The sequence below is a fragment of the Lentzea terrae genome (assembly GCF_003265345.1).
Classification (GTDB): Bacteria; Actinomycetota; Actinomycetes; order Mycobacteriales; family Pseudonocardiaceae; genus Lentzea; species Lentzea terrae.
This window is the reverse complement of sequence record NZ_QFWW01000059.1, coordinates 13,978-35,714: the sequence shown is the minus strand read 5'-3', so window position 1 is coordinate 35,714 and position 21,737 is coordinate 13,978. Positions and strand designations below refer to the sequence as shown.

The window sequence follows — 21,737 nt, the reverse complement described above, 5'->3', positions numbered from 1 at the left end:
TCAGGAGGGCTCTCAGGGGGTGAAGCGGGTCAGGCTCGCCGTGTTCGCCTACCAGCCACGCGGATCACGACCAGTGCGACCAGGGCAGCACCGCCGTACGTGAGCCACGCCAGCGCGGCGTAAGCCTGGTTGGAGATCAGGGCCTCGCCAAGAGCGTTGCCGAACGAGATAGCCGCTGCCATCCACAGACCAGCCTTAACGATGAATCCAATGAAAGTGAACATGTTGCGTTTCCTCTTCTCTATTTGGTGTTACTTGTGTGTTTGAGATAGCCCAGGAACGAATGACCTGGGAGTTCTCAGATGGTCCAGCTTTGAATCATCGCGCCATACTTGGCCGCTTGTGCGTCAACGTCGAGATACTTTTCAGTCATTGCGACGGACGAATGTCCGAGCAAGTGCTGTACGGCTCGAATGTCCCCTGTGGCGTTGAGGAACAGGTTCGCTGAAGTGCGCCTCAACGTGTGTGAGCCCTTGCCGACCAAATCGGTTTCCCCAACATCCCTCAGAAGCTCTTTCACCCGATTGCGCATCCCTGTCTGTTTGGCACTGTGGTTCAGGGGCCAATCGGCCGTCATGCGGTACGGCAGTCCCTTGTGGAAACCACGATTCTTGAGTGCTGGCACAACGAAATCGGAGGGCTTAGCTCCGTTGTTCAGCTCGTGTGCAGACCAGTCCAAAAGGATGGTGCGGAGTTCGGTTGGCATGAGCATAGTGATTTCGTCGCGAACCTTGCTCCGGAACACTGTCAAGATCCCGGAATCGAAATCGATGTGATGCCACTTCAGGCCCGTAACCTCAGAACCACGGCAACCAGTGAACAACAGAAGTGCCACGGTTACTCCATCACGCGGGTGAATCTCGAACGCCAGTTTCAGCATTTCCCGTGCCTGGTCAGCAGAGATCGGCTTACGCTTCGAGCGCGCTACCACTGTCTTGGCGTTGCGGATACCTGTTGCAAAGTTTGTTTTGGTGTATCCCGTATCAATCAACCATTGAGCTATCGAACGAAGCGCGCTTCGGTAGGTGTTGAGCGTGGCCTCACCAGCTCCGGCCTGTCGTCGCGCGTGGAGAGCAGCGGACGCGTGGCCCTGGTTGAGACGGCCGATCGGCAGGGAGCTGCCTGCAACGCGTTCGACCTCGTTCAAGATCAGGGTGTACCGCTCACGGCTGCTCTTGGAGAGCTGCAAAAAGTGATCGGTGATCTTGAACGCTGCGAGCGCTGTTCGTACGGTCTCGGGCACGGCGGCGACCTCCTACAAGAGAAGAATCGGCCAGTCGCGCTAAGATCATCATGCGGTTGACGTGTGAAAACGTCACTTCGCGGATAGTGTGACTCATCGTGGATCTGGACGTGTTCATCGATCGCCACCGCGCGTCGTGGCAGCGGCTCGAACAGCTCGTGAAGCGGGCCAACCGACTCAACGGGGCCGAGGCCGACGAGCTGATCGAGCTGTACCAGCGCGTCACGACGCACCTGTCGGTCGTGCGCAGCCAGACGCCGGACCCGGCCACAGTGGAACGGCTGTCGTCGCTGGTCGCGCAGGCGCGGTCGGCGATCACGGGCACGCACACGCCCGCGTGGCGGGTCTTCACGAGGTTCTTCACGCACCGGCTGCCCGCCGCGATCTACCTCGGCTGGCGCTGGTGGGTACCGGCCGGCGTGGCGTTCTACCTGGTCACCGGCATCATGGCGGCCTGGATCGCGGCGAACCCCGACGTGCAGGCCACCATCGCCGCGCCGGAAGAGCTGCGCGAGATGACCAAGGTCGGCGGCGGCTACGAGGCGTACTACTCCAGCAACCCGGCCGGGTCGTTCGCGGCGCAGGTGTGGACGAACAACGCCTGGGTCGCCGCCACGTGCCTGTTGCTCGGCGTGCTGTTCGCGCTCCCGCCGATCTACCTGCTCTTCACCAACGCGGTGAACCTCGCCGTCGGCGTCGGCCTGATGACCGGGGCGGGCCGGGGCCCGGAGTTCCTCGGACTGCTCGCCCCGCACGGACTGCTGGAACTCACGGCCGTGTTCGTCGCGGCCGGCATCGGCATGCGGCTGGGCTGGCAGGTGATCGACCCCGGCAAACGCACCCGCACCGCCGCCCTGGCCGCCGAGGGACGCGCGGTGGTGGCCGTCGCGCTCGGGCTCATCGTGGTGCTGCTCGTGTCCGGTGTGCTGGAAGGGTTCGTCACGCCGTCCGGGCTGCCGACGTGGGCCCGCGTCGGCATCGGGGTCGTGGCCGAGGTGCTGTTCCTGTTGTACGTGTTCGTGATCGGGCGGCGAGCGGCTGCGGCGGGGGAGACGGGCGACGTGGATGCGAGCGAACGTGAGGACCTCGCTCCGACGGCCGTATAGGGCAACGCCATCGGCCGATTGACGCCTTGTCTTCGAGGAACAGACTTGAGGAACACGAACTCGCGGTCCCAGTGGAAGATCTTGTTGGCGAGGCGCTCCTGTTCGACCAGGTTGCGAACGCCTTTGCCGAACTCCCTGCCCACCACGCTTGAGCTTCGTCGTGGCATGGCGCAGAACCTAGGAGCACGGACCTCTTTCACTCCACCGTTTCCGGTGGAATCTCCCTGAAGGAAGTAGTTCTTGGAGCGGGTACAAGTTCAGAGCTTGCCCGCGGCCTTCAACGACAAGTAGCGGTCCGCGAGAGCGCGCGGCAGGTCGTCTGGCAGTGCGTCGACAACGTCTACATCATGCCGTGCGAGCAAAGCGGTCAGATGGCGGCGTTCAGCCAACGTCCGTTCCGCAGCAGCAGCGGCATAAACCGACTCCAGGTCGCCACGACCGGAAGCCATCGCGTGCACGGCGGGGTCGGACACGGAGGCGATCAGCAACCGGTGCCGCGCCGCCAAAGCAGGCAGCAACGGCAGCAACCCGTGCTCGATCGACGGTTCCAGCGACGTCAGCAGCACGACCAGCGACCGGCGGCCGGCCCGCCGGAGCACCTCCGCCACCAGGCCGCGGGCGTCGAACTCGACGAGCTCGGCTTCCAGCGGTGCCATCGCCTGCACCAGCACGGGCAGGGAGGCGCGCGGCACCGACGCTCGGACCTTGTTGCTGTAGGCCAGGAAGTCGACCTGGTCGCGAGCTTGCGATGCCAAGGCGGACAACAACAACGCCGCGTCCATCGACGTGTCGAGCCGGGGGAGGCCGCCCAGCGAGCCGAAGACCCGGCCAGCCGCCGTGCGGGCGGTGTCGAGCACGATCGTCACCTGGCGGTCGCGTTCGGGGCGCCACGTGCGCACCACGACGTCCGACGACCGCGCCGACGCACGCCAGTCGATCGAGCGCACGTCGTCGCCGATCACGTAGGCGCGCAACGAGTCGAACTCCGTGCCGGCGCCGCGGATCAGCGAAGCGCGACGGCCGTCCAACTCGCGCAAGCGTTCCAGCAACGGCGGCAAGTGTCGACGGCTGTGAAACGGCGGCAACGCGCGCACGGTCCATGGCACGACGTGCGACCCCTGCCGTGCCGCGATCCCCAACGGGCCAACGGATCGCACGGTCACACGGTCCGACACGCGATCCCCACGACGTACGGGTCGCAACTCAAAAGAGAACGTCCGCGAGCCACCGGCAGGTACGTCGACCAAAACCCGGTCGGCCACCACACCGGCAGATGGCGTCCACGCGTCCCGGAGAACGCCACGTACCCGACGTCCGGGGTTCTGCACGGTCAACAGCACCGTGCAGAGCTCACCCGTACGCACTGAGGACGCCCCGGAGCGCACGAAGGTCAACCGCCGAACCCCGCCCGCCAACAGCAGGTCCACGAAGACGCACAACAGCAGCACACCGAGCACGAGAAGAATCCCTTGCCACGACGGCAAGAGCAGCCCGACGACGAGGACACCGATGAGCGCGAGCAGCCCCGCGCGGCCCGTGAGCGCCACGTCAGCGCGGCACCTGGACGGAGCCGAGCACACCGTCCAGCACGCCGTCCGCCGTCACGCCCTCCAGCTCGGCCTCCGGGCGCAGCTCCAGCCGGTGCCGCAACGCCGGCCGGGCCAGCGCCTTCACGTCGTCCGGCGTCACGTAGTCCCGCCCGGACAGCCAGGCCCACGCCCGCGCCACCGCCAGCAGAGCCGTGGCACCACGCGGAGAAACCCCCAGCCGCACGGCGGGAGACTGCCGGGTGGCCCGGCAGACGTCCACGACGTACGCAATGACCTCGGGCGCCACGGTCAACGCGCGCACGGCCGCCGCACCGGCCTCCAGATGCGCCGCACCGGCGACAGGAGACAACGAAGAAAGATCACGCGGGTCGAACCCGGAAGCGTGCCGCGTCAACACGTCGATCTCGTGCTCGCGCGCTGGAACCGGCATGTTCACCTTGAGCAGGAACCGGTCCAGCTGCGCCTCGGGCAGCGGGTAGGTGCCCTCGTACTCCACCGGGTTCTGCGTGGCCACGACGATGAACGGCGAGGGCAGCGGCCGCGTCTTGCCGTCCGCGGACACCTGCCGTTCCTCCATCGCCTCCAGCAGCGCGGCCTGCGTCTTCGGCGGCGTCCGGTTGATCTCGTCGGCCAGCAGCAGGTTCGTGAAGACCGGCCCCTCGCGGAACGAGAAGGCGGCGTTGTGCGAGTCGTAGACCAGCGATCCCGTCAGGTCACCCGGCATCAGGTCCGGCGTGAACTGCACGCGCGTCGTCGACAGGTCCAGCGCACGCGCCATCGCCCGCACCAGCAACGTCTTCGCGACGCCCGGCACACCCTCCAACAGCACGTGTCCCTTGCACAGCAACGCGAGGATCAACGACGTCACGGCGGAGTCGTTGCCCACCACGGCCTTGCCGATCTCCGTGCGCAACGCCACCAGCGCCGTGCGTGCGTCCTCAGTGGTGACAGTCATCCGTTGCGAACCTCGTTCTCCACAGCGTCCAGCTCGTCAGCCAGCGCGACCAGCCCCCGGTCGTCCACCGGCTCTTGCGAATAAAGCAAAGTGCGCACCCGCTCGGCGGACCGCGACGTCCTGCGCGCGACCTCCGCGGTCTGGTCCTCGCCCACCGGCAGGCCCAGCAGCGGAGCCAGCCGGTCGCGGGTCGCCTGGCGCAGCACCGAAGCAGCGTGCGCCGATGCGTGCGACCTCCGGTACAGCCGCGCCCTGCCCTCCACGGTCTCGGCGGCGCGCACCACCACCGGCAACCGCTCGGTGACCACCCGGCCCAGTCTGCGCGCCCGCCACAGCGCGATCACCACGGCCGCGATCCCCAGCTGCCACGCGGCGAACTTCCAGCCGTCCGGGATCAGGTCCGTGAACTCCTTCTGCTGCGACCGGTCCGCGGCCGACGGCACGTACCAGACCAGCCGTTCGTGCTGGCCCAGCAACGTCAGCGCCAGCGCCGCGTTGCCCTCCTCGTCGAGGTCGCGGTTGGTGAAGATCGCGCCGAACCCGATCGTCGTGACCGTGCCGGTGCGCACCAAAGTCGAGTCGTAGCAACGCTCTTCGCCGTTGTACACGAGCCCGCCGAGCGTGGCGGGACCCGCCTTGGCGGCCAGCGGGCAGTTCGGTTGCCTGGTGTCGACCTCCACCTGACGCATGCCGGGCGCGGGAGCGAGCAGCACCGTGGCCGCCGCCCGCTTGCTCAGGTCCTCGAGCCGCTCGGGGTCGATCAGGTTCGGCCGCGGGACGAACAGCGTCGCACCGTCGACAGCGGACGGGTCGTCGGTGAGCTCGACTCGAACCCCGTTCTGCTCCAACAGTGCGGCGACCGCGTGGCTGCCTTCCGGGCGGTACGAGCGGGGGTCGAGCGAACCGCCCTCACCACCGCCGCGCAGCAACGTGATCACGATCGCCGCGAACAGGATGATCACGCCGATCAGCAGCGGACCGCGCGCGGCCGTCCAGATCCGCCCGGCGTCGGGGGACACCGCCGTCATCCGCGCACCCTGTCGTCCACGGAGACCAGCTGCCGGTAGCCCTGCTCGGTCGCGGTCCTGCCGCCGTACCAGACGTCGTCGAACTGCACGGCCGCCCCGCGCAGGTCGTCCGCCAGCACCGGAAGTGCCTGCCCCGCTTCGATCGCCACCTCGTCCACCGTACGGCCGGCCCGCGGCACGAGCACCCCGCGTTGCTCCAGTTCCCGCACCACAGCACGGAAACGCTCGCGCACGGCCTCGGCGAGATCACCGGCTGCTGCCGCACGTTCCGCAGCAGCGCGGTGCTCGGCCGCCGTCAGCTCGGAGTCGAACACCTCACCGGCCCGTGAGCGCGCGGCTCGGGCGGTGCGGCCGATGCGGAGCCTGACGATGATCACGATGAGCACCGCGACCACGACCATGATCGTGATCGCGGTGATGCCGCTCATGCCACCCGCACCCGCGAGGAGCTCACCCAGCTTCTCCAGCACCCAGTTGATGACGCGTTCGATCGGGTTCGGGTCGTCGGAGACGTACGCGGGGTTGCTGAGCTCCCGTGCGGCCGCCTCCCTGGCCTCGTCGCGGTCGAGATCTACCGGTACGTCAGCTACCGCCATGTCCCGCGGCCCGCTGGAGTTCGATGTCCATGCCCTCGGCGCGCATCCGGCGGTCGACGTAGACCAGCACGTTGACCGCGGAGGTGAACGGCAGCGTGATCGTCGAGGCGATGATCGCGCCGACCGCCGACAGCGCCAGCGAGCCCGCGCTCAGCGCCGCCGTCGGGTCGCCGGAGAGGCCCGCGGACAGGCCGCTCGCCAGTCCGAACGGAAGGCTGATGATCCCGCTGATGATGTAGCTGATCACGTTGGCCAGCAGCAGGATGCCGAACGTCCGCCACCACGCGCCGTTCACCAGGGCCCGCGAGCGGCCGAACGCGGTGCCGACCCCGCAGCGCTCCAGCACCAGCGCGGAGCCGACGAGCGAGAACAGGACGGCGGCGTAGATGCCGGGCAGGATGCAGAGGACCAGGCCCACGGCGATGACGAGCGCGGCCAGCAGCGTCGCGCCCAGCAGGGGCAGCAGCCGCGGCTTGAACTCGTCCCACGCCTGCTTGGCGGTGACCGGCTGGCCCAGCACCGCGTGGCCCACGACCACCGTGATGAAGCCGGACAGGAACACCGTGCCGATGAGCAGCAGCAGGCCGCTGATCCCCGCGCCGGTGAGGGCGCTGGCGAAGGCGCTCATGGCCTGGTCCAGCGCCTGCTCCTGGGACACCGTGTTCGGGTCGAGCGTCGCCACGGCGGCGATGTCGTCCAGGAACGGCAGCTGCACCAGCAGTCCGAGCACCTGCGTGATCACGGCGACGATCGCCGCCGCGCCGATGAGCAGCTTCGGGTACTTGCGCATCGTCGTGATGGCGCCGTCGATGATCTCGCCGACGGCCAGTGGGCGCAGCGGGATCACGCCGGGCTTGATCGTCGGCGGCGCCGGGGGAGGCGGCGGAGCGTAGTAACCGGGCTGCTGGCTGTGCGGCTGCCCAGGCGGCGGCTGCTGCGGCTGGTTCGGTTGCTGGTCGGGTGAGGACCAGCCGGGCGTTTCGGACATCTCGGCTACCCCCGGTAGTTGTGTGAGCGGCATCCTGCCAGAACAACGCGCACGTCACAGCGCAAGTTGAACGGGATCTGATCACGATTCAGCGTGTTTGGCCGTGACCGCGTGCGTGGTAGCCAACAGGGCAGGAAGGTGGGGCGCGTGCACGAAGTGGAACCGCTCGAGCTCAGCGCCGACCACACCGGATCGTCGACGGTGGTCACGGTGGCCGGCGAGATCGACCTCGCCACCGCGCCGCAGTTCGACGCGTTCCTGCGCGACCAGCTCGCCCACACACGCGCCGTGTTCATGCTCGACCTCTCCGGTGTCGACTACCTGGGGTCGGCGGGCCTGGAGGTGTTGCTCGCGGTGCGGGCCGAGTGCAAGCGCCGTGGCGTCGACCTGGTCTTCGCCGAGTGCTCGTTCAGCGTGCTGCGGACCTTCGAGGTCAGCGGGTTCACCGGAGTCTTCCTGCGCGACGAGGACGCCACGGGCTAGTTCTCCTGCTGCCCCATCACCAGGATCGCGCCGTCCGGTTCCCCTCCGTTGGCGCGCAACGAACTGCACACCACCCGGATGACCACTTCGCGGCCGCGACGGTTCACCGCGGCGAGCTTGACCTCCTCCATGAACGCGCCGTCGCTGAGCGCCGACCGCACGACCGGGCGGAGGTCCGCCACCGGCAGCCCGATGTCGAGGTTGAGCAGGTGCTCGCCCTCGGCCTCGTCGCGGCGCATGCCCCCACAGCTCCTCGGCGCCGCGGTTCCAGGCCAGCACCCGCATCCCAGCGCGATCGCGAGGCTGCAGGCCTCCTCGCCGGACGCGCAGCCCGCGCTCCACACCCGGACCGGGTCGTCCGGGCCACGTTCGGCGAGCAGCGCCGGGACGACCTCGTCGCGCAGGTGCTGCCACGCCTCCGGGTCGCGGAAGAACGCGGTGACGTTGATCAGGATCGTGTTGCACAGGACGCTGAACTCGTCGGCGTTGACCTGCAGCTGGTCGATGTAGTCGGCGTAGTCCTCGACACCGATCTGGTTCATGCGATGGCGCACCCGTCGCATCAGGCTGGTGCGCTTGTACCCGGTGAAGTCGAAACCGCGCGACTCCTCAGAGGTAGTGCGGTACCTCTTCGAAGTTCTCGTCGGGGACCGGCTGGCCGCCACTCACGTCAGCAGGACCTACTCGCCCCCGCGCGGGCCGAGCAACGCCCACACGATCTTGCCCCCGTCGGATGACGGCGCACAACCCCACGCGACGCTGATCCGGGCGACCAGCTGCACGCCCCGATGCCCCGGCACGTCCAGATCCGGCCACTCCAGCACCGGTGGTGCCGGGTCGTCGTCCTGCACCGCGAGCGAGAGGCCGGACGGACGCAGCTCGATTCGCAGCAGGGACTCCGAGCGGGCGTGCCGGACCGCGTTCTCGACCAGCTCGCTCACCACCAGCACAGCGTCTTCGGTGAGCGCCGGCAGGTCCCACAGCTCGCACGCCTCCCGGACGACCGCGCGGGCCATGATCGGCGCGGTGGGGGAGTTGGGGAGCGGCACCCGGCGGAACTGGCAGGGTGGTGGCTGTTCCACGGCTTTCCACGCTTCCTCGAGATCGGCCACTGTGCGCACGAACCTGGTGACGCCGCTGGCGCGCAGGTCTTCGCGGTGCTGGGTCTCGGCGAGGAGCACCATCGGGATGTCAGGCCACTGCGAGACCTTCACGCACACCGTGGTGAACACCGACAACATCGCCAGGCTCGGCACCTCGAAGCCGCTGCCGAGCCGGACCACCAGGCCGAGCGGTGCGTCCGCCGCCGCCTTGAGCAGGCCGTCGCGCAGTGCGCTGTAGGAAACGAGATCAAGCCGTCCCACGGGGGTCGCCACCACGACACCCGCGAAGTCGGCCGTCTCCAGCTTCATGTGCCGGTCTCCTCCCGCACACCGCCTCGCAGCAGATGCCTGCGGAGGATGTCGGCCGCCGCCAGCGCTTCCTCTTCCTGCCTGACGTACCGATCCGCCACCAGGCCACGACCGGCGCCGCGGGAGACGTCGACCATTCGATGCGCGAGTGATGCACGTGGTCCACCTGGACGTGCTGCAGGAGGCTCTCCGGCATGCCGGGGTGGACGGCGTCCCCCGGGTCCTGCACGACTGTGACGCGCGCCGGACGGGATCACCCCGATCACGGCGGGCCGGTGACCGTTCTCCGTGGGACCTCTCGACCGGCCCAGCACGCCGTCCTGGACGATGACGTGGTGGTCTGGGCGAGCAACGTAGATGTGGGCGTTGCGCAGCTCCACGCCGTCTTCCGCGGCCTGCGCGGGTAGCGGGCCGCTGCGGTCCAGGATCGCGGGCAGCGCCGAAGTGCCACCCGCGGGCATGTGCAGGACGACGACCACCGCGGCGGGCAGGTCCTTCGGCAGTGCGGCGACGAGCAGTCGCCGCGCCTCGACACCTCCTGCGGAGGCGCCGACGACCACCAGGTCTCTGCGCACCGGAGCTCCTCACTTTCGCTCCGGATACCCGTGGTCGCTGGTCTCACACGGCCAGTTCGGTCCTGGCCTTACCCGGTGTCGTGCGCCGCATGCCGGCGTCGACGCACCTCTTCACCACCTGCGGCTGTTCGCGCATGAGCCTGAGCCCGCGCCTGATCAGGGTCGGGACCGGTTTGCGGGCCTCGGCCACGTCCCTGGCGAACCTCCTGGCGAACGTGACCGGGGCGCTGGGGGCGAGCACCACGGCGTCTCTCAGGACGCCTGCTTGTTTCGCGCCTTCCACCAGCAGGTCGGCGAACAGGCCTTCCGCGATGAACGCGGGCGCGTCGCCCAGTTCGATCGTCTGGGTGCCGACCTTCCGGTCTTCGCTGATCGAGTACACCGGCGCCTCGGTCTTGCCGGTCTCGGACAGCTCGATGACGGCTTTCAGCGCCGCCTCGGCGTTCCACGAGCCGATGGCGTCCCAGTCCGCGCGCCCGTGCTCGTCCTTCGGCAGCTGCGGGTCGTCGCCGTCGCGGTAGAAGTCGTCCAGGCGCAGGACGGGCCAGCCGAGGTGGGCGGCGAGGGTCGACTTGCCTGATCCGGAGGGTCCGGCCAGCAGCACTGCGCGTGGGATGGGCACGAGACGCGATTTTCGCATATGGCCTACGCTCGAACGCATGAGCGAAGGTCTGTTCGACGAGGGCCTCTTCGGCGCGACCGACGAGGAGAAGGCCGAGCGCATCGCGGCCAACGCCCCGCTGGCCGTGCGGATGCGTCCGGCCGCGCTGGACGAGGTGCTCGGTCAGGACCACCTGCTCGGCCCCGGCGCCCCGCTGCGCCGCCTGGTGGAGGGCGCCACCCCGGCGTCCGTGATGCTCTACGGCCCTCCCGGCACCGGCAAGACGACGCTGGCGACCCTGGTGTCTCGTGCGACCGGGCGCCGGTTCGTCGCTCTGTCGGCGCTGTCCGCCGGCGTCAAAGAGGTGCGGGCCGTGATCGACGAGGCCCGTCGCCGGCTCGTGCGGTCGGGCGAGGCGACCGTGCTGTTCATCGACGAGGTGCACCGGTTCTCCAAGACGCAGCAGGACGCGTTGCTGGGCGCGGTCGAGGACCGGATCGTGCTGCTGGTCGCGGCCACCACCGAGAACCCGTTCTTCTCGGTCGTGTCGCCGTTGTTGTCGCGCTCTTTGGTGCTGCAACTCAAGTCTTTGACCGACGACGACGTGCGCGCGGTGATCCGCCGGGCCGTCTCGGACGCGCGCGGGTTGGGCGACTCGGTCGTCGTGGAACCGGACGCCGAGGATCACCTCGTGCGGCTGGCGGGCGGGGACGCGCGTCGTTCGCTGACCGCTCTGGAGGCCGCGGCTGACTCGGCTGTGGCGTCGAACTCCGGTGTGATCACGCTGGAGTTGCTGGAGTCCACTGTGGACAAGGCGGCGGTGCGCTACGACCGCGACGGCGACCAGCACTACGACGTGACTTCGGCGTTCATCAAGTCGATCCGCGGTTCGGACGTGGACGCGGCGCTGCACTACCTGGCGCGCATGATCGAGGCGGGGGAGGACCCGCGGTTCATCGCGCGTCGCCTGGTGATCCACGCCAGCGAGGACATCGGCATGGCGGACCCGACCGCGTTGCAGACGTGCGTCGCCGCGGCTCAGGCCGTGCAGCTGATCGGGTTGCCCGAGTGCACCCTGAACCTGGCGCAGGCCACGATCCACCTGGCCACCGCGCCGAAGTCGAACGCCGTGACCACCGCCATCGGTGCCGCTATTTCTGACGTGCGGAAGGGCGCTATCGGCGCTGTGCCACCGCATCTGCGCGACGGGCACTACGCGGGGGCTGCGAAACTCGGGCACGCGCAGGGGTACCGGTACCCGCACGACGTGCCGGAGGGCGTGCTGACGCAGCAGTACGCGCCGGACGACCTGGTGGGGCGCGACTACTACGAGCCGACCGGCCGCGGTGCCGAACGCGCGGTGGCCGAGCGCCTGCCCCGGTTGCGCCGGGTGATCAGGGGCGAGTAAATCGCTTGGCGCCGGGTCGCATGATCGCCACATGGAACTCGTGCCGCACAACCCGACCGACGGCATCTACCCGGCCACCGACGACTACGTGCACGCCATGGAGGTCCGCGGCGCCGAACGCCTGCTGTTCGTCGCGGGCACCATGGGCCTCGACCCGTCCGGCCGGCCCGGCGCCGACCTCGCGGCGCAGCTCGACCTGATCTGGCACAACATCCGCACGATCCTCGCCTCGGCGGGCATGACCGTCGACAACATCGTCCGGCTGACCAGCTACCTGCGTGACGCGTCGTACGCCGAGGCCAACGGCGCCGCACGCGTGCAGGCACTCGGCGGGCGGGTCGTCCCGACCACGGCGATCGTCGTGACGACGCTGGAGAGCGACTGGCTGGTCGAGATCGAGGTGGTCGCCGCGGGGTGACGTTGCGCCGTACGGAGTGGAGTGCGATCGCGTTGAGTGATCGCACGTACACCAGGAGCGACGATAGCCGATCCCGATCAGGTCCTGGCGAACTACGGGGGACGCTCGCCGAGGCGCAACGCCGCAGTGACGCGATCCGCGAGACGCTGGCGACGTTGCAGGTCACCGAGCGCAGCACGGACGGCCAGATCTCGGTCACCGTCAACGACGCGGGCAACCTCGTCGACCTCAGGCTCGGCAATGTCCTGCAGCGCAGGGACGGCGACACCGTCGGCCGCGAGGTGCTCCGCGTCGTGCAGGCGGCGCAGGGCCGCGTCGCCACGACCGTGCAGGAGGCGATGGCGCCGTTGCTGGGTGCCGACTCCGAGGCGATGCACATGATGATGGACAAGCTCCGCAGCGCTCAGCCCGAAGCTTCCCGCCCGCCGCAGCCGCCCCGCCTGCCCGACGACGACTTCAGCGAGGGCGGGTACCTGCGATGACGCACGCCAGCAGCGAAGGGGAGATGAAGGCCCACCTCGGCAAGCTCGACGACGTGGGCGCCCGCATCAACACCGCCGTCACCTCCGCGAACGCCACGATGGACCCGATGGCGTTCGGCCTGCTCGGCATGCCGCTGGCCGGCATCTGCGCGGCGGCCGCCGCCATCGCCACCAACGCCGTCGAGAAGGCGTCGGACTCCGCGGTCGAGCACTACCGCGAGTTCGCGGACATGGCCCTGCACATCAAGTCCAGCGACGAGGCGCACGCCGCCCACCTCGGCGGGATCCACCGATGAGCAATCCGCTGTACGTCAAAGGTGAGGAGACCAAGGCGACCGAGGGGCTCGGCCTGGCCCACGACGCCGCCGAGACCTTATCCGCGATCAGCCAGGGCAACTGGGCAGAGGGCCTGATGAACGCGGCCGGTGGCGCGATGGGCGTCGCGGGCTTCCTGCCGACCCGCTGGCAGGCCTGATCAGTGCGGGCTTCGGCTGGCTGATCGAATGTTCGTCCTCTTCGTCATGCCGCCGCTCGGCTATCTGACCGCGGCAACGGTGTGGACTCACCTCGGGGACCAGATCGAGGTCGGCGACGGTGCGGTGAAGAACGAGATCCTGCTCGGGGTCGCGAAGTCGTGCGAGCGGCAGGACCCGATCACGCTGACCGGTGGCTTCAAGGCCTGGTACATCTGCCAGGTCGACGTGAGTGAACGCGGCGGACCGCCGCGCACCATGGAGTCCCGCGGCTTCCTCACCCCGGACGACATCGGGAAACCGGTTCCCGTCAGCACCGTCCACCGCGGCCGGGACCTGGTGGCCGACGACGACTACAGGCGCTGTCCGAACCTGGCGGGGCTGGCGCTCGCCGGGACCGTCATCGGCTGGATCGTGCTGATGGCGGTCATGCTGTGGGCGCTGAGCCGCAGGAAGGCCTAATTCTCTTTGTCTGCGCCAAATATCGCGTAGGTTCGGCGAAGTGACGATCAGAGACGACTTCCTGACCACCGCCCGCATCGCGCTGGACCTCCTGCGCCACCCGCAGGTCGCCGAGAACTGGGACGAGCCGAGCGCGCTGCCTGAGTTCGGCGTCAGCGGTCTCGCCGGCCACATCGGTTACCAGGCGCTGCCGCTCCCGTCGATGATCGCCGCACCCGTGGGCGACGAGCCGGTCGTCTCCCTGATGGAGCACTACGCGCGCGCGAACTGGACGGAGCTGGACGTCGACTCTGAGTTCCACACCCGCATCCGCGCGGGCGGTGAGAAGCTCGCGGCGGAAGGCCAGGCCGCGTTGTGCGACCGGTTCGAGCAGACGCTGGACGAGCTCGCGAAGACGTTGCCCGGTCAGGACAACCGGCCCGTCCGGATGCCGCACTGGGGTCCGTGGGCGGTGTCGCTGGACCAGTACCTGGTCACCCGACTGATGGAGTTCGTCGTGCACTCCGACGACCTGGCCGTGAGCGTCGGCCTCGACACGCCGGAGTTCCCGCGCCACGTCAACGAGACGGTGATCGACCTGCTGACCCGCATGTCGCTCAACCGTCACAAGGCCATCGACGTCGTGCGCGCGCTCAGCCGCAAAGAGCGCGCACCGCAAGACATCACCGCGTTCTAGCGTTTGCACACCATCAGCAGTGCGACCTTCCCCGGCAGCATGATCTCGTCCGCGGCCACGAACCCGCCGGCCTCGAACGACCTGATGGCGCGCGTGTTGCGCACGTCCGGATCCAGCACGATCCGCGTGCAGTGCGGGTCGGCCTCGAACAGCGCGTCGGTGAGCCGGGGGAGCAGCGACCGCACGAGTCCCTGGTCGGTCATCGCCAGCTCGCCGACCGCCACGGTCAGCCCGAGGTCGTGCGGCCGCGCCTGGTAGCTCGACCCGACGACGTTGCGCGCCGCCCGGTACACCTCCGCGTGGATCACCGGGCGGCCGTGCCAGCTGATCAGCAACGTGCGGACGTCGTCCCGGTCCAGCTGCGTCTTCCACTGCGGCAGCGTCCAGGCCCGGCGTGCGAAGGCAGCCACGTGCGGCGCCTGGTGCCAGCGGTGGACGAGGTGCAGGTCGTAGCCGTCCGACCGCGCGACGCGGGCTTCCCACGGGTGCGTGAGCTCCGGGATCGGCGGGGCGCCTGCCGTGGCGTGCTTCCGGTAGGAGTCCAGGTGCGATACCGGCTTCACAGGGCCTCCTGCACGGATCAACTTAGGGTTGCCTTACTTCATCTGCGCAGAGCCGCCGGTGTCAAGCCCTCTGTGACGGGTATTTCACAGGCTGTGACAAGCCCGAGTCAATGAGTGGTCCGTTTCATTTGGTCGAACCAAGGTCCTCGGTACGTTCGTGGCATGGTGGAGACCCAGCGTGAACCGGTGCCGCGCGTCACCGCGGGCGAGCTCGACGTCGCGCACGCGTTCCTCAAGTTCCAGCGCCACTGCGTGCTGAAGAAGGCGGCCGGTCTGACCGAGGACCAGCTGCGCCGCCCGATGGTGCCGAGCGGCACGTCCATCCTGGGCCTGATCCAGCACCTCACCGAGGCCGAGCGGCTCTGGTTCGACCACCACCTCGGCGGCAACGACTGGTCCGAAGAGGACGAGCTCGACATGGCCGTGCCCGCCGATCTCCGTGCGGACGACGTGATCGGGGCGTACCGCGCGGCGATCGACGACAGCGACCGCGCCATCGAAACCGCCGCCGACCCGGACGCGCTGATGAAGATCCCGATCGACGGCAACTGGATGACGCTGCGCTGGATCCTCGCCCACATGACCACAGAGACCGCACGGCACGCGGGCCACGCGGACATCCTGCGGGAGCAGATCGACGGCGTCACCGGTCGCTGAAGATCAACTAACTGAAGATCAATCGCTGTGCCGCTCATTTGGGTGTCGGACCCACCCGGTAATCTCACCGGCAATCAAGCCACCACGCCGGTCACCAGGAGGATCCGTGTCGCCAGGGCAGATCGCAGCGCTGGTCGCCGCCGGTGCGTTCGTGCTGCTCGTCATCGTGCTGGCGATCGTGGCGGTCAAGGCTGCGCGGTTCTTCGACGAGGCCACGATCGCGATGCGCAAGGCGCACGAGAACAGCGACCCGTTGTTCACCGAGGCCAACACGACGCTGACGCACGTAAACACGCAGCTGGAGCGCGTCGACGGCATCACGGCCAACGCGCGTGCCGTCACGGGCAACGTCTCCGCGCTCACCAGCCTCTTCACCGCCACGCTCGGCGGGCCGCTGGTCAAGGCCGCCGCGCTGTCCTACGGCGTGAGCAAGGCCGTGAAGGCCCGCCGCAAGGCCGCCGAGCAGCCGAACAAGCACGCCAAGCGCAGGCCCAGCAGGCGAGGTGCGAAATGAGCCGTCTCTTCTGGTTCGGGCTGGGCGCGGCGGCGGGCCTCTTCGTCGCCAAGAAGGCCGCCGAGGTCACAAAGCAGGCGACTCCCGCCGGTATCGGCGCTAACGTGGGTGAAGGCCTGCGTGAGCTCGCCGGCGCCATCGGTTCCTTCGGGGCCGAGGTGCGCGCGGGCATGGCCGAACGGGAACAGGAGTTGCAGGAGACCGTGGAACGTCAGACGGGCTTCACGCCGGGGCGTCGAGCGCCCAGGGCGAACGGAAAGCACTAAGAGCACCGTTCGCCTCATCAGCGCGCCCTGACAACTCCCAGTACATAGCAAGGAACTTCCCGTGCAGACCCACGAGATCATCAAGCGTTTCCGCGAGCACTTCGAGCGCAACGGGCACAAGTACATCCCGTCCTCGTCGCTGCTGCTCGACGACCCGAACCTGCTGTTCGTCAACGCCGGCATGGTGCCGTTCAAGCCGTACTTCCTCGGCGAGGCCCCGCCGCCGGCCCCGCGGATGACGAGCATCCAGAAGTGCGTGCGCACGCCGGACATCGACGAGGTCGGCAAGACGACGCGTCACCTCACGTTCTTCCAGATGGCCGGCAACTTCTCGATCGGCGACTACTTCAAGGAAGACGCCATCCGGTTCGCCTGGGAGCTGGTCACCGGCTCGCAGGACGACGGCGGCTACGGCTTCGACCCCGAGCGCATCTGGGTCACCGTCTACCAGGACGACGACGAGGCCATCGAGCTGTGGCAGAAGGTCGCCGGGCTGCCGCTCGAGCGCATCCAGCGCCGCGACGGCAAGGACAACTACTGGGACATGGGCGTGCCCGGCCCCGGTGGCCCCTGCTCGGAGATCTACTTCGACCGCGGCCCCGCCTACGGCAAGGAGGGCGGCCCCGTCGTCGACGAGGACCGCTACCTGGAGATCTGGAACCTGGTCTTCATGCAGGACGTCCGAGGCGAGCTGAGCCCCAAGGAGGGCCACAAGCCGATCGGGTCCCTGCCCGCCAAGAACATCGACACCGGCATGGGCGTCGAGCGCGTCGCCTACCTGCTCCAGGGCGTCGACAACGTCTACGAGACCGACCTCGTGCGCGCCGTCATCAACAAGGCCGAGGAGCTCTCCGGCCGCAAGTACGGCGCTGACGAGAAGGACGACGTCCGTTTCCGCGTGATCGCCGACCACGCTCGTTCCGGCGTCATGCTGGTCGGCGACGGTGTCACCCCCGGCAACGAGGCCCGCGGCTACGTGCTGCGCCGCCTGCTGCGCCGCATCGTCCGCTCCGCCCGCCTGCTGGGCGTGACGGAGCCGGTGCTGGTGCAGTTCGCCGAGGTCGTCCGCGACGCCATGGGCCCGGCCTACCCCGAGCTGGTCAGCGGGTTCGCCCGCATCCAGCAGGTGCTCAAGGCCGAGGAGGACACGTTCCTGCGCACGCTCGACGCCGGTTCGCGGATCTTCGAGAACGCCGCCGCCGAGGTGAAGGCCGACGGCCGGGCCACGCTGCCCGGTGACCGCGCCTTCCAGTTGCACGACACGTACGGCTTCCCGATCGACCTGACGCTGGAGATGGCCTCCGAGGCCGGCCTGAGCGTCGACGAGGACGGCTTCCGGAAGCTGATGGCCGAGCAGCGCGCCCGCGCCAAGGCCGACGCCGCCGGCAAGAAGACCGGCCACGGCGACCAGACCGTGTACCGGGAGCTGCTGGAGCAGGGCCCGACCGAGTTCACCGGCTACAGCGAGCTCGCCTCCGAGGCCACGCTGCGCGGCATCGTGCTGAACGGCGCTCGCGTCAAGTCCGCCAAGGAAGGCGACATCGTCGAGGTCGTTCTCGACCGCACGCCGCTCTACGCCGAGTCCGGTGGCCAGGAGTCCGACGCCGGCACGATCGTCACGGGCAGCGCCGAGCTCGAGGTGCTCGACGTGCAGAAGGTCGCCCGCAAGCTGTGGGTGCACCAGGTGCGCGTCGTGAACGGCGAGATCAGCGAGGGCGAGCACGTCGAGGCCCGCGTCGACCCGGAGTGGCGCGTCGGCGCCCGCCAGGGCCACTCGGGCACGCACGTCGTGCACGCCGCCCTGCGCCAGGTGCTCGGCCCGTCGGCCCTGCAGAGCGGTTCCTACAACAAGCCCGGCTACCTGCGGCTCGACTTCGCCTGGACCGGCGGTCTGTCCGCCGAGGCCAAGAGCGAGATCGAAGAGGTCTCGAACCTCGCCGTGCGCAAGGACCTGCCGGTCAGCATCGTCTACACCGACATGGCCGGTGCCCAGGACATGGGTGCCGTCGCCCTGTTCGGCGAGACCTACGACGAGACCGTGCGCGTCATCGAGATCGGTGGCCCGTGGTCGCGTGAGCTGTGCGGTGGCACGCACGTCGAGCACTCGTCGCAGATCGGCCCGATCACCCTGCTGGGTGAGTCTTCGGTCGGTTCCGGCGTGCGCCGGCTCGAGGCCTACGTCGGCATCGAGGCCATGCGGTTCCTGGCCAAGGAACGCGCCATCGTGCAGAACCTCTCCGACATGCTGAAGGTCGGTTCGGAGGGCCTGCCGGAGCGGATCGAGTCCCTGGTCGAGCGGCTGAAGGTCGCTGAGAAGGAGCTCGAGAAGGTCCGCGCCGCCCAGCTGCTCGGCAACGCCGGGTCGCTCGCCGACCAGGCTCTCGACGTGCGCGGGCTGTCGCTGGTGGCCCTCGGTCTGGAGGGCGTGTCGGGCAACGACCTGCGCACGCTCGGTGGCGAGGTCCGCAACCGCCTGGGCAACAAGCCCGGTGTGGTGGCCCTGTTCTCGGTCGACGGCGACAAGGTGAGCTTCGTGGTCGCCACCACGGCCGCCGCCCGCGACCTGGGCCTGGCCGCCGGCAAGCTGGTCCCGGTGTTCGGCCCGGCCATCGCCGCCCGCGGTGGCGGCAAGCCGGACCTGGCCCAGGGCGGCGGCACCAACCCCGCCGGTGTTCCCGAGGCCATCACGGCCCTCACCAACGAACTGGACAAGGTGCTTGAGCAGCGCTGATGTCGCCGGCGTCGACGATCCGGGCCTCGGCAGGAGGCTCGGCGTCGACGTCGGATCAGTTCGAGTGGGAATTTCTCTCAGCGATCCGGGTGCGTTTTTGGCGACTCCGCTGGTTACTCTCCAGCGTGACGAGAAGGGCGGCTCGGACCTCACCGAGCTCGTACGTCTCGTGGCCGAGCATGACGTCGTCGAAGTCGTGGTCGGCCTGCCGAAAACACTGGCGGGGCGTCACGGACCGGCAGCCCAGGCGGCGACCGCGTACGCTGCCGCCTTGGCCGGACGGGTCGCCCCGGTGCCGGTCCGGCTCAGCGACGAACGGCTGACGACGGTCGTGGTGAGCCGGGTGCTGGCGCAACGCGGTGTGAAGGGCAAGAAGCAGCGTGCCGTGGTCGACCAGGCCGCCGCTGTCGAGATCCTGCAGTCTTGGCTGGACGCACGGGCACGCTTTGTGGCCGCCCGAAAGGACGAGGTGTGAGCGACGATCTCGGGTTGTTCACCGACCCCGACGTGGACGAACGCGCGCGCGAGCGACGCCCGCTCAAACGCGACCGTGAGCGCGAGAAGGCCCGCGCGAAGGCGAAGAGGCGCAAGAAGACGATCCTCTGGCTCGTCGTGGCGCTGGTGCTCGCCGCGGGCGCTGGCGGCGCCTACTACGGCTATCTGGAGCTGCGCGGCATCGGTTCGTACGACGACTTCGCGGGCAGCGGCGAGACCGACGTCATCGTCGAGGTCCAGGACGGTGACGTGGTCAGCAAGATCGCGTCGACCCTCTACGACAACGGCGTCATCGCCTCCGCCCGCGCCTTCACCGAGCCCAGCAAGACCGACGGCCGCGTGACGTCGATCCAGCCCGGCTTCTACCTGATGAAGACGAAGATGTCGGGCCAGCAGGCGGTGGCCCGCATGGTCGACCCGAAGACCCGCGTCCCGGCCGTGCAGATCGTCGGCGGCCTCAAGCTCACCGACATCAAGGTGGGCGACAAGGTCGTCAAGGGCATCTACTCCCAGCTGGCCGACGCGAGCTGCACGGAGAAGGACGGCACCAAGAAGTGCCTGACCGTCGACGAGATCAAGGCCGCGGCCGAGCAGACCGACCCGGTCGCCCTCGGCGTCCCGGACTGGGCGATCGCCGACGTGAAGCGCGCCGACCCCCAGTACCGCCTCGAAGGCCTGATCATGCGCGGTGTCTACCAGGTCAAGCCCGGTGTGTCCGCGGTCGAGCTGATCCGCAGCGTGATCGTGGCGTCGGCGCAGAAGCTGGCGGGTGCCGGCATCCCCGGCGGCACCGTGAACACCGGCTTCCGGCCGTACGAGGTCCTGATCATCGCCTCGCTGATCGAGAAGGAAGCCATCGAGAAGGACTTCAGCAAGGTCTCCCAGGTGATCTACAACCGCCTGAAGAAGCCGATGGCGCTGCAGTTCGACTCGACCATCAACTACAAGAACAACCAGCCCCACATCCGCACGTCGGACGCGGACCGCAACCGGCCGGGTCCGTACAACACGTACATCAGCCAGGGCCTGCCCCCCACCCCGATCGGCTCGCCGTCGCAGCAGGCCGTGACGGCGGCGCTGAAGCCGGAGGGCGGCGACATCATGTACTTCGTGAAGTGCCAGAAGGACGGCACGTCGTGCTTCGCGACGACGTTCGACGAGCACAACGCGAACGACCAGAAGGCCCAGAAGGACGGCATTTACTAGTGCGTCGTGCCGCAGTGATCGGTTCGCCGATCGAGCACTCGCTTTCCCCGGTGCTGCACAACGCCGCCTATGCCGCGCTGGGCCTCGACTGGGAGTACACGCGCCTGGAATGCGCCGAGTCCGAGGTTTCCGCGCTGGTGTCCTCCTTGGGACCGGAGTGGGTCGGCCTCTCGTGCACGATGCCGACGAAGCGCGCGGCCCTGGCCGTCGCTTCGTCGGTCACCGAGCGCGCCGCGGCGGTCGGTGCAGCGAACACGTTGGTGCGCACCGATTCCGGCTGGCACGCCGACTGCACCGACGTGGACGGTGTGGTGGGAGCGTTGCGGGAGAAGGGTTTCTCGGGCGGGTCCGCCGGCGTCGTCATCGGCGCGGGCGGCACGGCCACCGCTGTGCTCGCTGGGTTCGCCTCGCTGGGGATCTCCTCGGTTTCCCTTGTGGTGCGGGATCCTTCCCGTGCCGCCGAGGCCGTCGCGACCGCGGCGCGCGTCGGGGTCGCGGTCGAGGTGCTCGCTCTGTCCGCTGTGGACCTGGCGACGCTGGCCGCCGCGTCGGACGTCGTGGTGTCGACGGTGCCCGCCGAGGCGACGGTGCCGCTGGCCTCCGCGCTGGCTCGGGCGCCGTACGTGCTGGACGTGATCTACCATCCGTGGCCCACGCCGGTCGCCGCTGCCGTCGAGGAGTCCGGGTCGCGGCTCGCCACCGGCCTGGACATGTTGCTGCACCAGGCGTTCGGTCAGGTGGAGCAGTTCACCGGTCAGCCGGCGCCGCGGGACGTCATGCGCGCCGCCTTGACCGCCGAGCTGGCCGCACGCTCGTAGTTCGCAACTTTCGTCCACTTCCGGCGCTGTG

27 protein-coding genes and 1 pseudogene are annotated in these 21,737 nt (G+C 68.9%); 16 read left to right on the top strand and 12 right to left on the bottom strand.

The features are described from left to right. Positions 1 to 29 precede the first annotated feature (29 nt). Positions 30 to 182 carry a hypothetical protein gene (locus tag DI276_RS48560; protein ID WP_157985410.1) on the bottom strand — a complete coding sequence of 51 codons (153 nt, stop codon included), beginning with the start codon at positions 180 to 182 and terminating at the stop codon, positions 30 to 32. A 116-nt stretch (positions 183 to 298) separates the two neighbouring features. Next, positions 299 to 1,243: a site-specific integrase gene (locus DI276_RS48555; RefSeq protein ID WP_112277127.1), complete on the bottom strand. Its 945-nt coding sequence runs from the start codon at positions 1,241 to 1,243 to the stop codon at positions 299 to 301. A 98-nt stretch (positions 1,244 to 1,341) separates the two neighbouring features. Here DI276_RS48555 and DI276_RS48550 point away from each other — a divergent pair, with 98 nt between their 5' ends. Continuing rightward, the gene (locus tag DI276_RS48550; RefSeq protein WP_112277125.1) at positions 1,342 to 2,349 is read left to right on the top strand and encodes a stage II sporulation protein M; all 1,008 of its coding nucleotides are present in this window, start codon (positions 1,342 to 1,344) and stop codon (positions 2,347 to 2,349) included. 257 nt (positions 2,350 to 2,606) lie between these two features. On the opposite strand, the gene DI276_RS48545 is transcribed toward DI276_RS48550, so the two are convergent. The 5 genes from DI276_RS48545 to DI276_RS48525 are packed head-to-tail and all read right to left on the bottom strand — an operon-like array spanning position 2,607 to position 7,466. Further along, positions 2,607 to 3,896 carry a DUF58 domain-containing protein gene (locus tag DI276_RS48545; protein WP_112277123.1) on the bottom strand — a complete coding sequence of 430 codons (1,290 nt, stop codon included), beginning with the start codon at positions 3,894 to 3,896 and terminating at the stop codon, positions 2,607 to 2,609. Position 3,897: 1 nt separating this feature from the next. Beyond that, positions 3,898 to 4,854 (bottom strand): AAA family ATPase, encoded by a 957-nt coding sequence (locus DI276_RS48540; RefSeq protein ID WP_112277120.1) that lies wholly within the window; start codon positions 4,852 to 4,854, stop codon positions 3,898 to 3,900. Continuing rightward, positions 4,851 to 5,882 carry a DUF4350 domain-containing protein gene (locus DI276_RS48535; RefSeq protein WP_112277118.1) on the bottom strand — a complete coding sequence of 344 codons (1,032 nt, stop codon included), beginning with the start codon at positions 5,880 to 5,882 and terminating at the stop codon, positions 4,851 to 4,853. Before DI276_RS48535 ends, DI276_RS48540 begins: the two co-directional genes overlap by 4 nt. After that, positions 5,879 to 6,478 (bottom strand): DUF4129 domain-containing protein, encoded by a 600-nt coding sequence (locus tag DI276_RS48530; protein ID WP_112277324.1) that lies wholly within the window; start codon positions 6,476 to 6,478, stop codon positions 5,879 to 5,881. The genes DI276_RS48535 and DI276_RS48530 overlap by 4 nt, the downstream gene beginning before the upstream one ends. Beyond that, the gene (locus DI276_RS48525) at positions 6,465 to 7,466 is read right to left on the bottom strand and encodes a hypothetical protein (protein ID WP_232837444.1); all 1,002 of its coding nucleotides are present in this window, start codon (positions 7,464 to 7,466) and stop codon (positions 6,465 to 6,467) included. The genes DI276_RS48530 and DI276_RS48525 overlap by 14 nt, the downstream gene beginning before the upstream one ends. Before the next feature lie 147 nt (positions 7,467 to 7,613). Between DI276_RS48525 and DI276_RS48520 the strand changes: the two genes are divergently transcribed. Then, positions 7,614 to 7,949 (top strand): STAS domain-containing protein, encoded by a 336-nt coding sequence (locus tag DI276_RS48520; RefSeq protein ID WP_157985409.1) that lies wholly within the window; start codon positions 7,614 to 7,616, stop codon positions 7,947 to 7,949. Between the two features lie 287 nt (positions 7,950 to 8,236). Here DI276_RS48520 and DI276_RS52885 read toward each other — a convergent pair. The 4 genes and pseudogenes from DI276_RS52885 to DI276_RS48500 all read right to left on the bottom strand — a co-directional run. Further along, a pseudogene (locus DI276_RS52885) lies at positions 8,237 to 8,618 on the bottom strand (CheR family methyltransferase); the annotation flags it as partial. Between the two features lie 11 nt (positions 8,619 to 8,629). Continuing rightward, entirely contained in the window at positions 8,630 to 9,361 is a 732-nt protein-coding gene (locus DI276_RS48510; protein ID WP_112277112.1) for an ATP-binding protein, read from the bottom strand. After that, positions 9,358 to 9,936: a chemotaxis protein CheB gene (locus DI276_RS48505; RefSeq protein ID WP_232837443.1), complete on the bottom strand. Its 579-nt coding sequence runs from the start codon at positions 9,934 to 9,936 to the stop codon at positions 9,358 to 9,360. The genes DI276_RS48510 and DI276_RS48505 overlap by 4 nt, the downstream gene beginning before the upstream one ends. A 43-nt stretch (positions 9,937 to 9,979) precedes the next feature. After that, positions 9,980 to 10,558: a uridine kinase family protein gene (locus tag DI276_RS48500; protein WP_232837442.1), complete on the bottom strand. Its 579-nt coding sequence runs from the start codon at positions 10,556 to 10,558 to the stop codon at positions 9,980 to 9,982. Positions 10,559 to 10,595: 37 nt separating this feature from the next. Between DI276_RS48500 and DI276_RS48495 the strand changes: the two genes are divergently transcribed. The 7 genes from DI276_RS48495 to DI276_RS48465 are packed head-to-tail and all read left to right on the top strand — an operon-like array spanning position 10,596 to position 14,456. Beyond that, positions 10,596 to 11,945 (top strand): replication-associated recombination protein A, encoded by a 1,350-nt coding sequence (locus tag DI276_RS48495; protein ID WP_112277108.1) that lies wholly within the window; start codon positions 10,596 to 10,598, stop codon positions 11,943 to 11,945. Between the two features lie 31 nt (positions 11,946 to 11,976). After that, the gene (locus tag DI276_RS48490) at positions 11,977 to 12,363 is read left to right on the top strand and encodes a RidA family protein (RefSeq protein ID WP_112277106.1); all 387 of its coding nucleotides are present in this window, start codon (positions 11,977 to 11,979) and stop codon (positions 12,361 to 12,363) included. Further along, entirely contained in the window at positions 12,360 to 12,845 is a 486-nt protein-coding gene (locus tag DI276_RS48485; protein WP_157985408.1) for a YbaB/EbfC family nucleoid-associated protein, read from the top strand. Before DI276_RS48490 ends, DI276_RS48485 begins: the two co-directional genes overlap by 4 nt. Further along, the gene (locus DI276_RS48480) at positions 12,842 to 13,141 is read left to right on the top strand and encodes a hypothetical protein (protein WP_112277102.1); all 300 of its coding nucleotides are present in this window, start codon (positions 12,842 to 12,844) and stop codon (positions 13,139 to 13,141) included. Before DI276_RS48485 ends, DI276_RS48480 begins: the two co-directional genes overlap by 4 nt. After that, positions 13,138 to 13,320, top strand: coding sequence for a hypothetical protein (locus tag DI276_RS48475; protein WP_112277100.1), 183 nt, complete (start codon positions 13,138 to 13,140; stop codon positions 13,318 to 13,320). Before DI276_RS48480 ends, DI276_RS48475 begins: the two co-directional genes overlap by 4 nt. Positions 13,321 to 13,348: 28 nt before the next feature. Then, complete coding sequence (locus DI276_RS48470) at positions 13,349 to 13,780, top strand: DUF6346 domain-containing protein (protein ID WP_112277098.1); 432 nt, start codon at positions 13,349 to 13,351, stop codon at positions 13,778 to 13,780. 40 nt (positions 13,781 to 13,820) lie between these two features. Then, a complete protein-coding gene (locus DI276_RS48465) occupies positions 13,821 to 14,456 on the top strand; it encodes a maleylpyruvate isomerase N-terminal domain-containing protein (RefSeq protein WP_112277096.1) in 636 nt (211 codons plus the stop codon). Here the strand turns inward: DI276_RS48465 and DI276_RS48460 are convergent. Beyond that, complete coding sequence (locus DI276_RS48460; protein WP_157985407.1) at positions 14,453 to 15,019, bottom strand: GNAT family N-acetyltransferase; 567 nt, start codon at positions 15,017 to 15,019, stop codon at positions 14,453 to 14,455. The two genes, DI276_RS48465 and DI276_RS48460, sit on opposite strands and share 4 nt — an antisense overlap. A 162-nt stretch (positions 15,020 to 15,181) precedes the next feature. Here DI276_RS48460 and DI276_RS48455 point away from each other — a divergent pair, with 162 nt between their 5' ends. From DI276_RS48455 to DI276_RS48425, 7 genes are all read left to right on the top strand, one after another. After that, entirely contained in the window at positions 15,182 to 15,676 is a 495-nt protein-coding gene (locus DI276_RS48455; RefSeq protein ID WP_112277092.1) for a DinB family protein, read from the top strand. A 106-nt stretch (positions 15,677 to 15,782) separates the two neighbouring features. After that, the gene (locus tag DI276_RS48450; protein WP_112277090.1) at positions 15,783 to 16,190 is read left to right on the top strand and encodes a DUF948 domain-containing protein; all 408 of its coding nucleotides are present in this window, start codon (positions 15,783 to 15,785) and stop codon (positions 16,188 to 16,190) included. Further along, on the top strand, positions 16,187 to 16,456 hold the full coding sequence (locus DI276_RS50625) for a hypothetical protein (protein ID WP_030471638.1): 270 nt from the start codon (positions 16,187 to 16,189) through the stop codon (positions 16,454 to 16,456). Before DI276_RS48450 ends, DI276_RS50625 begins: the two co-directional genes overlap by 4 nt. Before the next feature lie 61 nt (positions 16,457 to 16,517). Further along, positions 16,518 to 19,187 (top strand): alanine--tRNA ligase, encoded by a 2,670-nt coding sequence (alaS, locus tag DI276_RS48440; RefSeq protein WP_112277086.1) that lies wholly within the window; start codon positions 16,518 to 16,520, stop codon positions 19,185 to 19,187. Next, complete coding sequence (gene ruvX / locus DI276_RS48435; RefSeq protein WP_112277084.1) at positions 19,174 to 19,662, top strand: Holliday junction resolvase RuvX; 489 nt, start codon at positions 19,174 to 19,176, stop codon at positions 19,660 to 19,662. The genes alaS and ruvX overlap by 14 nt, the downstream gene beginning before the upstream one ends. Continuing rightward, a complete protein-coding gene (mltG, locus tag DI276_RS48430; protein WP_112277082.1) occupies positions 19,659 to 20,888 on the top strand; it encodes an endolytic transglycosylase MltG in 1,230 nt (409 codons plus the stop codon). The genes ruvX and mltG overlap by 4 nt, the downstream gene beginning before the upstream one ends. Then, positions 20,888 to 21,706 carry a shikimate dehydrogenase gene (locus tag DI276_RS48425; RefSeq protein WP_232837441.1) on the top strand — a complete coding sequence of 273 codons (819 nt, stop codon included), beginning with the start codon at positions 20,888 to 20,890 and terminating at the stop codon, positions 21,704 to 21,706. Before mltG ends, DI276_RS48425 begins: the two co-directional genes overlap by 1 nt. The last annotated feature ends 31 nt before the right edge of the window (positions 21,707 to 21,737 follow it).

Coding starts and splice junctions, on each gene's coding strand:
- DI276_RS48510 (WP_112277112.1), bottom strand. CDS start 9,361: ATGAAGCTGGAGACGGCCGACTTCGCGGGTGTCGTGGTGGCGACCCCC.
- DI276_RS48525 (WP_232837444.1), bottom strand. CDS start 7,466: ATGTCCGAAACGCCCGGCTGGTCCTCACCCGACCAGCAACCGAACCAG.
- DI276_RS48475 (WP_112277100.1), top strand. CDS start 13,138: ATGAGCAATCCGCTGTACGTCAAAGGTGAGGAGACCAAGGCGACCGAG.
- DI276_RS48535 (WP_112277118.1), bottom strand. CDS start 5,882: ATGACGGCGGTGTCCCCCGACGCCGGGCGGATCTGGACGGCCGCGCGC.
- DI276_RS48470 (WP_112277098.1), top strand. CDS start 13,349: ATGTTCGTCCTCTTCGTCATGCCGCCGCTCGGCTATCTGACCGCGGCA.
- DI276_RS48540 (WP_112277120.1), bottom strand. CDS start 4,854: ATGACTGTCACCACTGAGGACGCACGCACGGCGCTGGTGGCGTTGCGC.
- DI276_RS48495 (WP_112277108.1), top strand. CDS start 10,596: ATGAGCGAAGGTCTGTTCGACGAGGGCCTCTTCGGCGCGACCGACGAG.
- DI276_RS48560 (WP_157985410.1), bottom strand. CDS start 182: ATGGCAGCGGCTATCTCGTTCGGCAACGCTCTTGGCGAGGCCCTGATC.
- DI276_RS48490 (WP_112277106.1), top strand. CDS start 11,977: ATGGAACTCGTGCCGCACAACCCGACCGACGGCATCTACCCGGCCACC.
- DI276_RS48480 (WP_112277102.1), top strand. CDS start 12,842: ATGACGCACGCCAGCAGCGAAGGGGAGATGAAGGCCCACCTCGGCAAG.
- DI276_RS48530 (WP_112277324.1), bottom strand. CDS start 6,478: ATGGCGGTAGCTGACGTACCGGTAGATCTCGACCGCGACGAGGCCAGG.
- DI276_RS50625 (WP_030471638.1), top strand. CDS start 16,187: ATGAGCCGTCTCTTCTGGTTCGGGCTGGGCGCGGCGGCGGGCCTCTTC.
- DI276_RS48455 (WP_112277092.1), top strand. CDS start 15,182: ATGGTGGAGACCCAGCGTGAACCGGTGCCGCGCGTCACCGCGGGCGAG.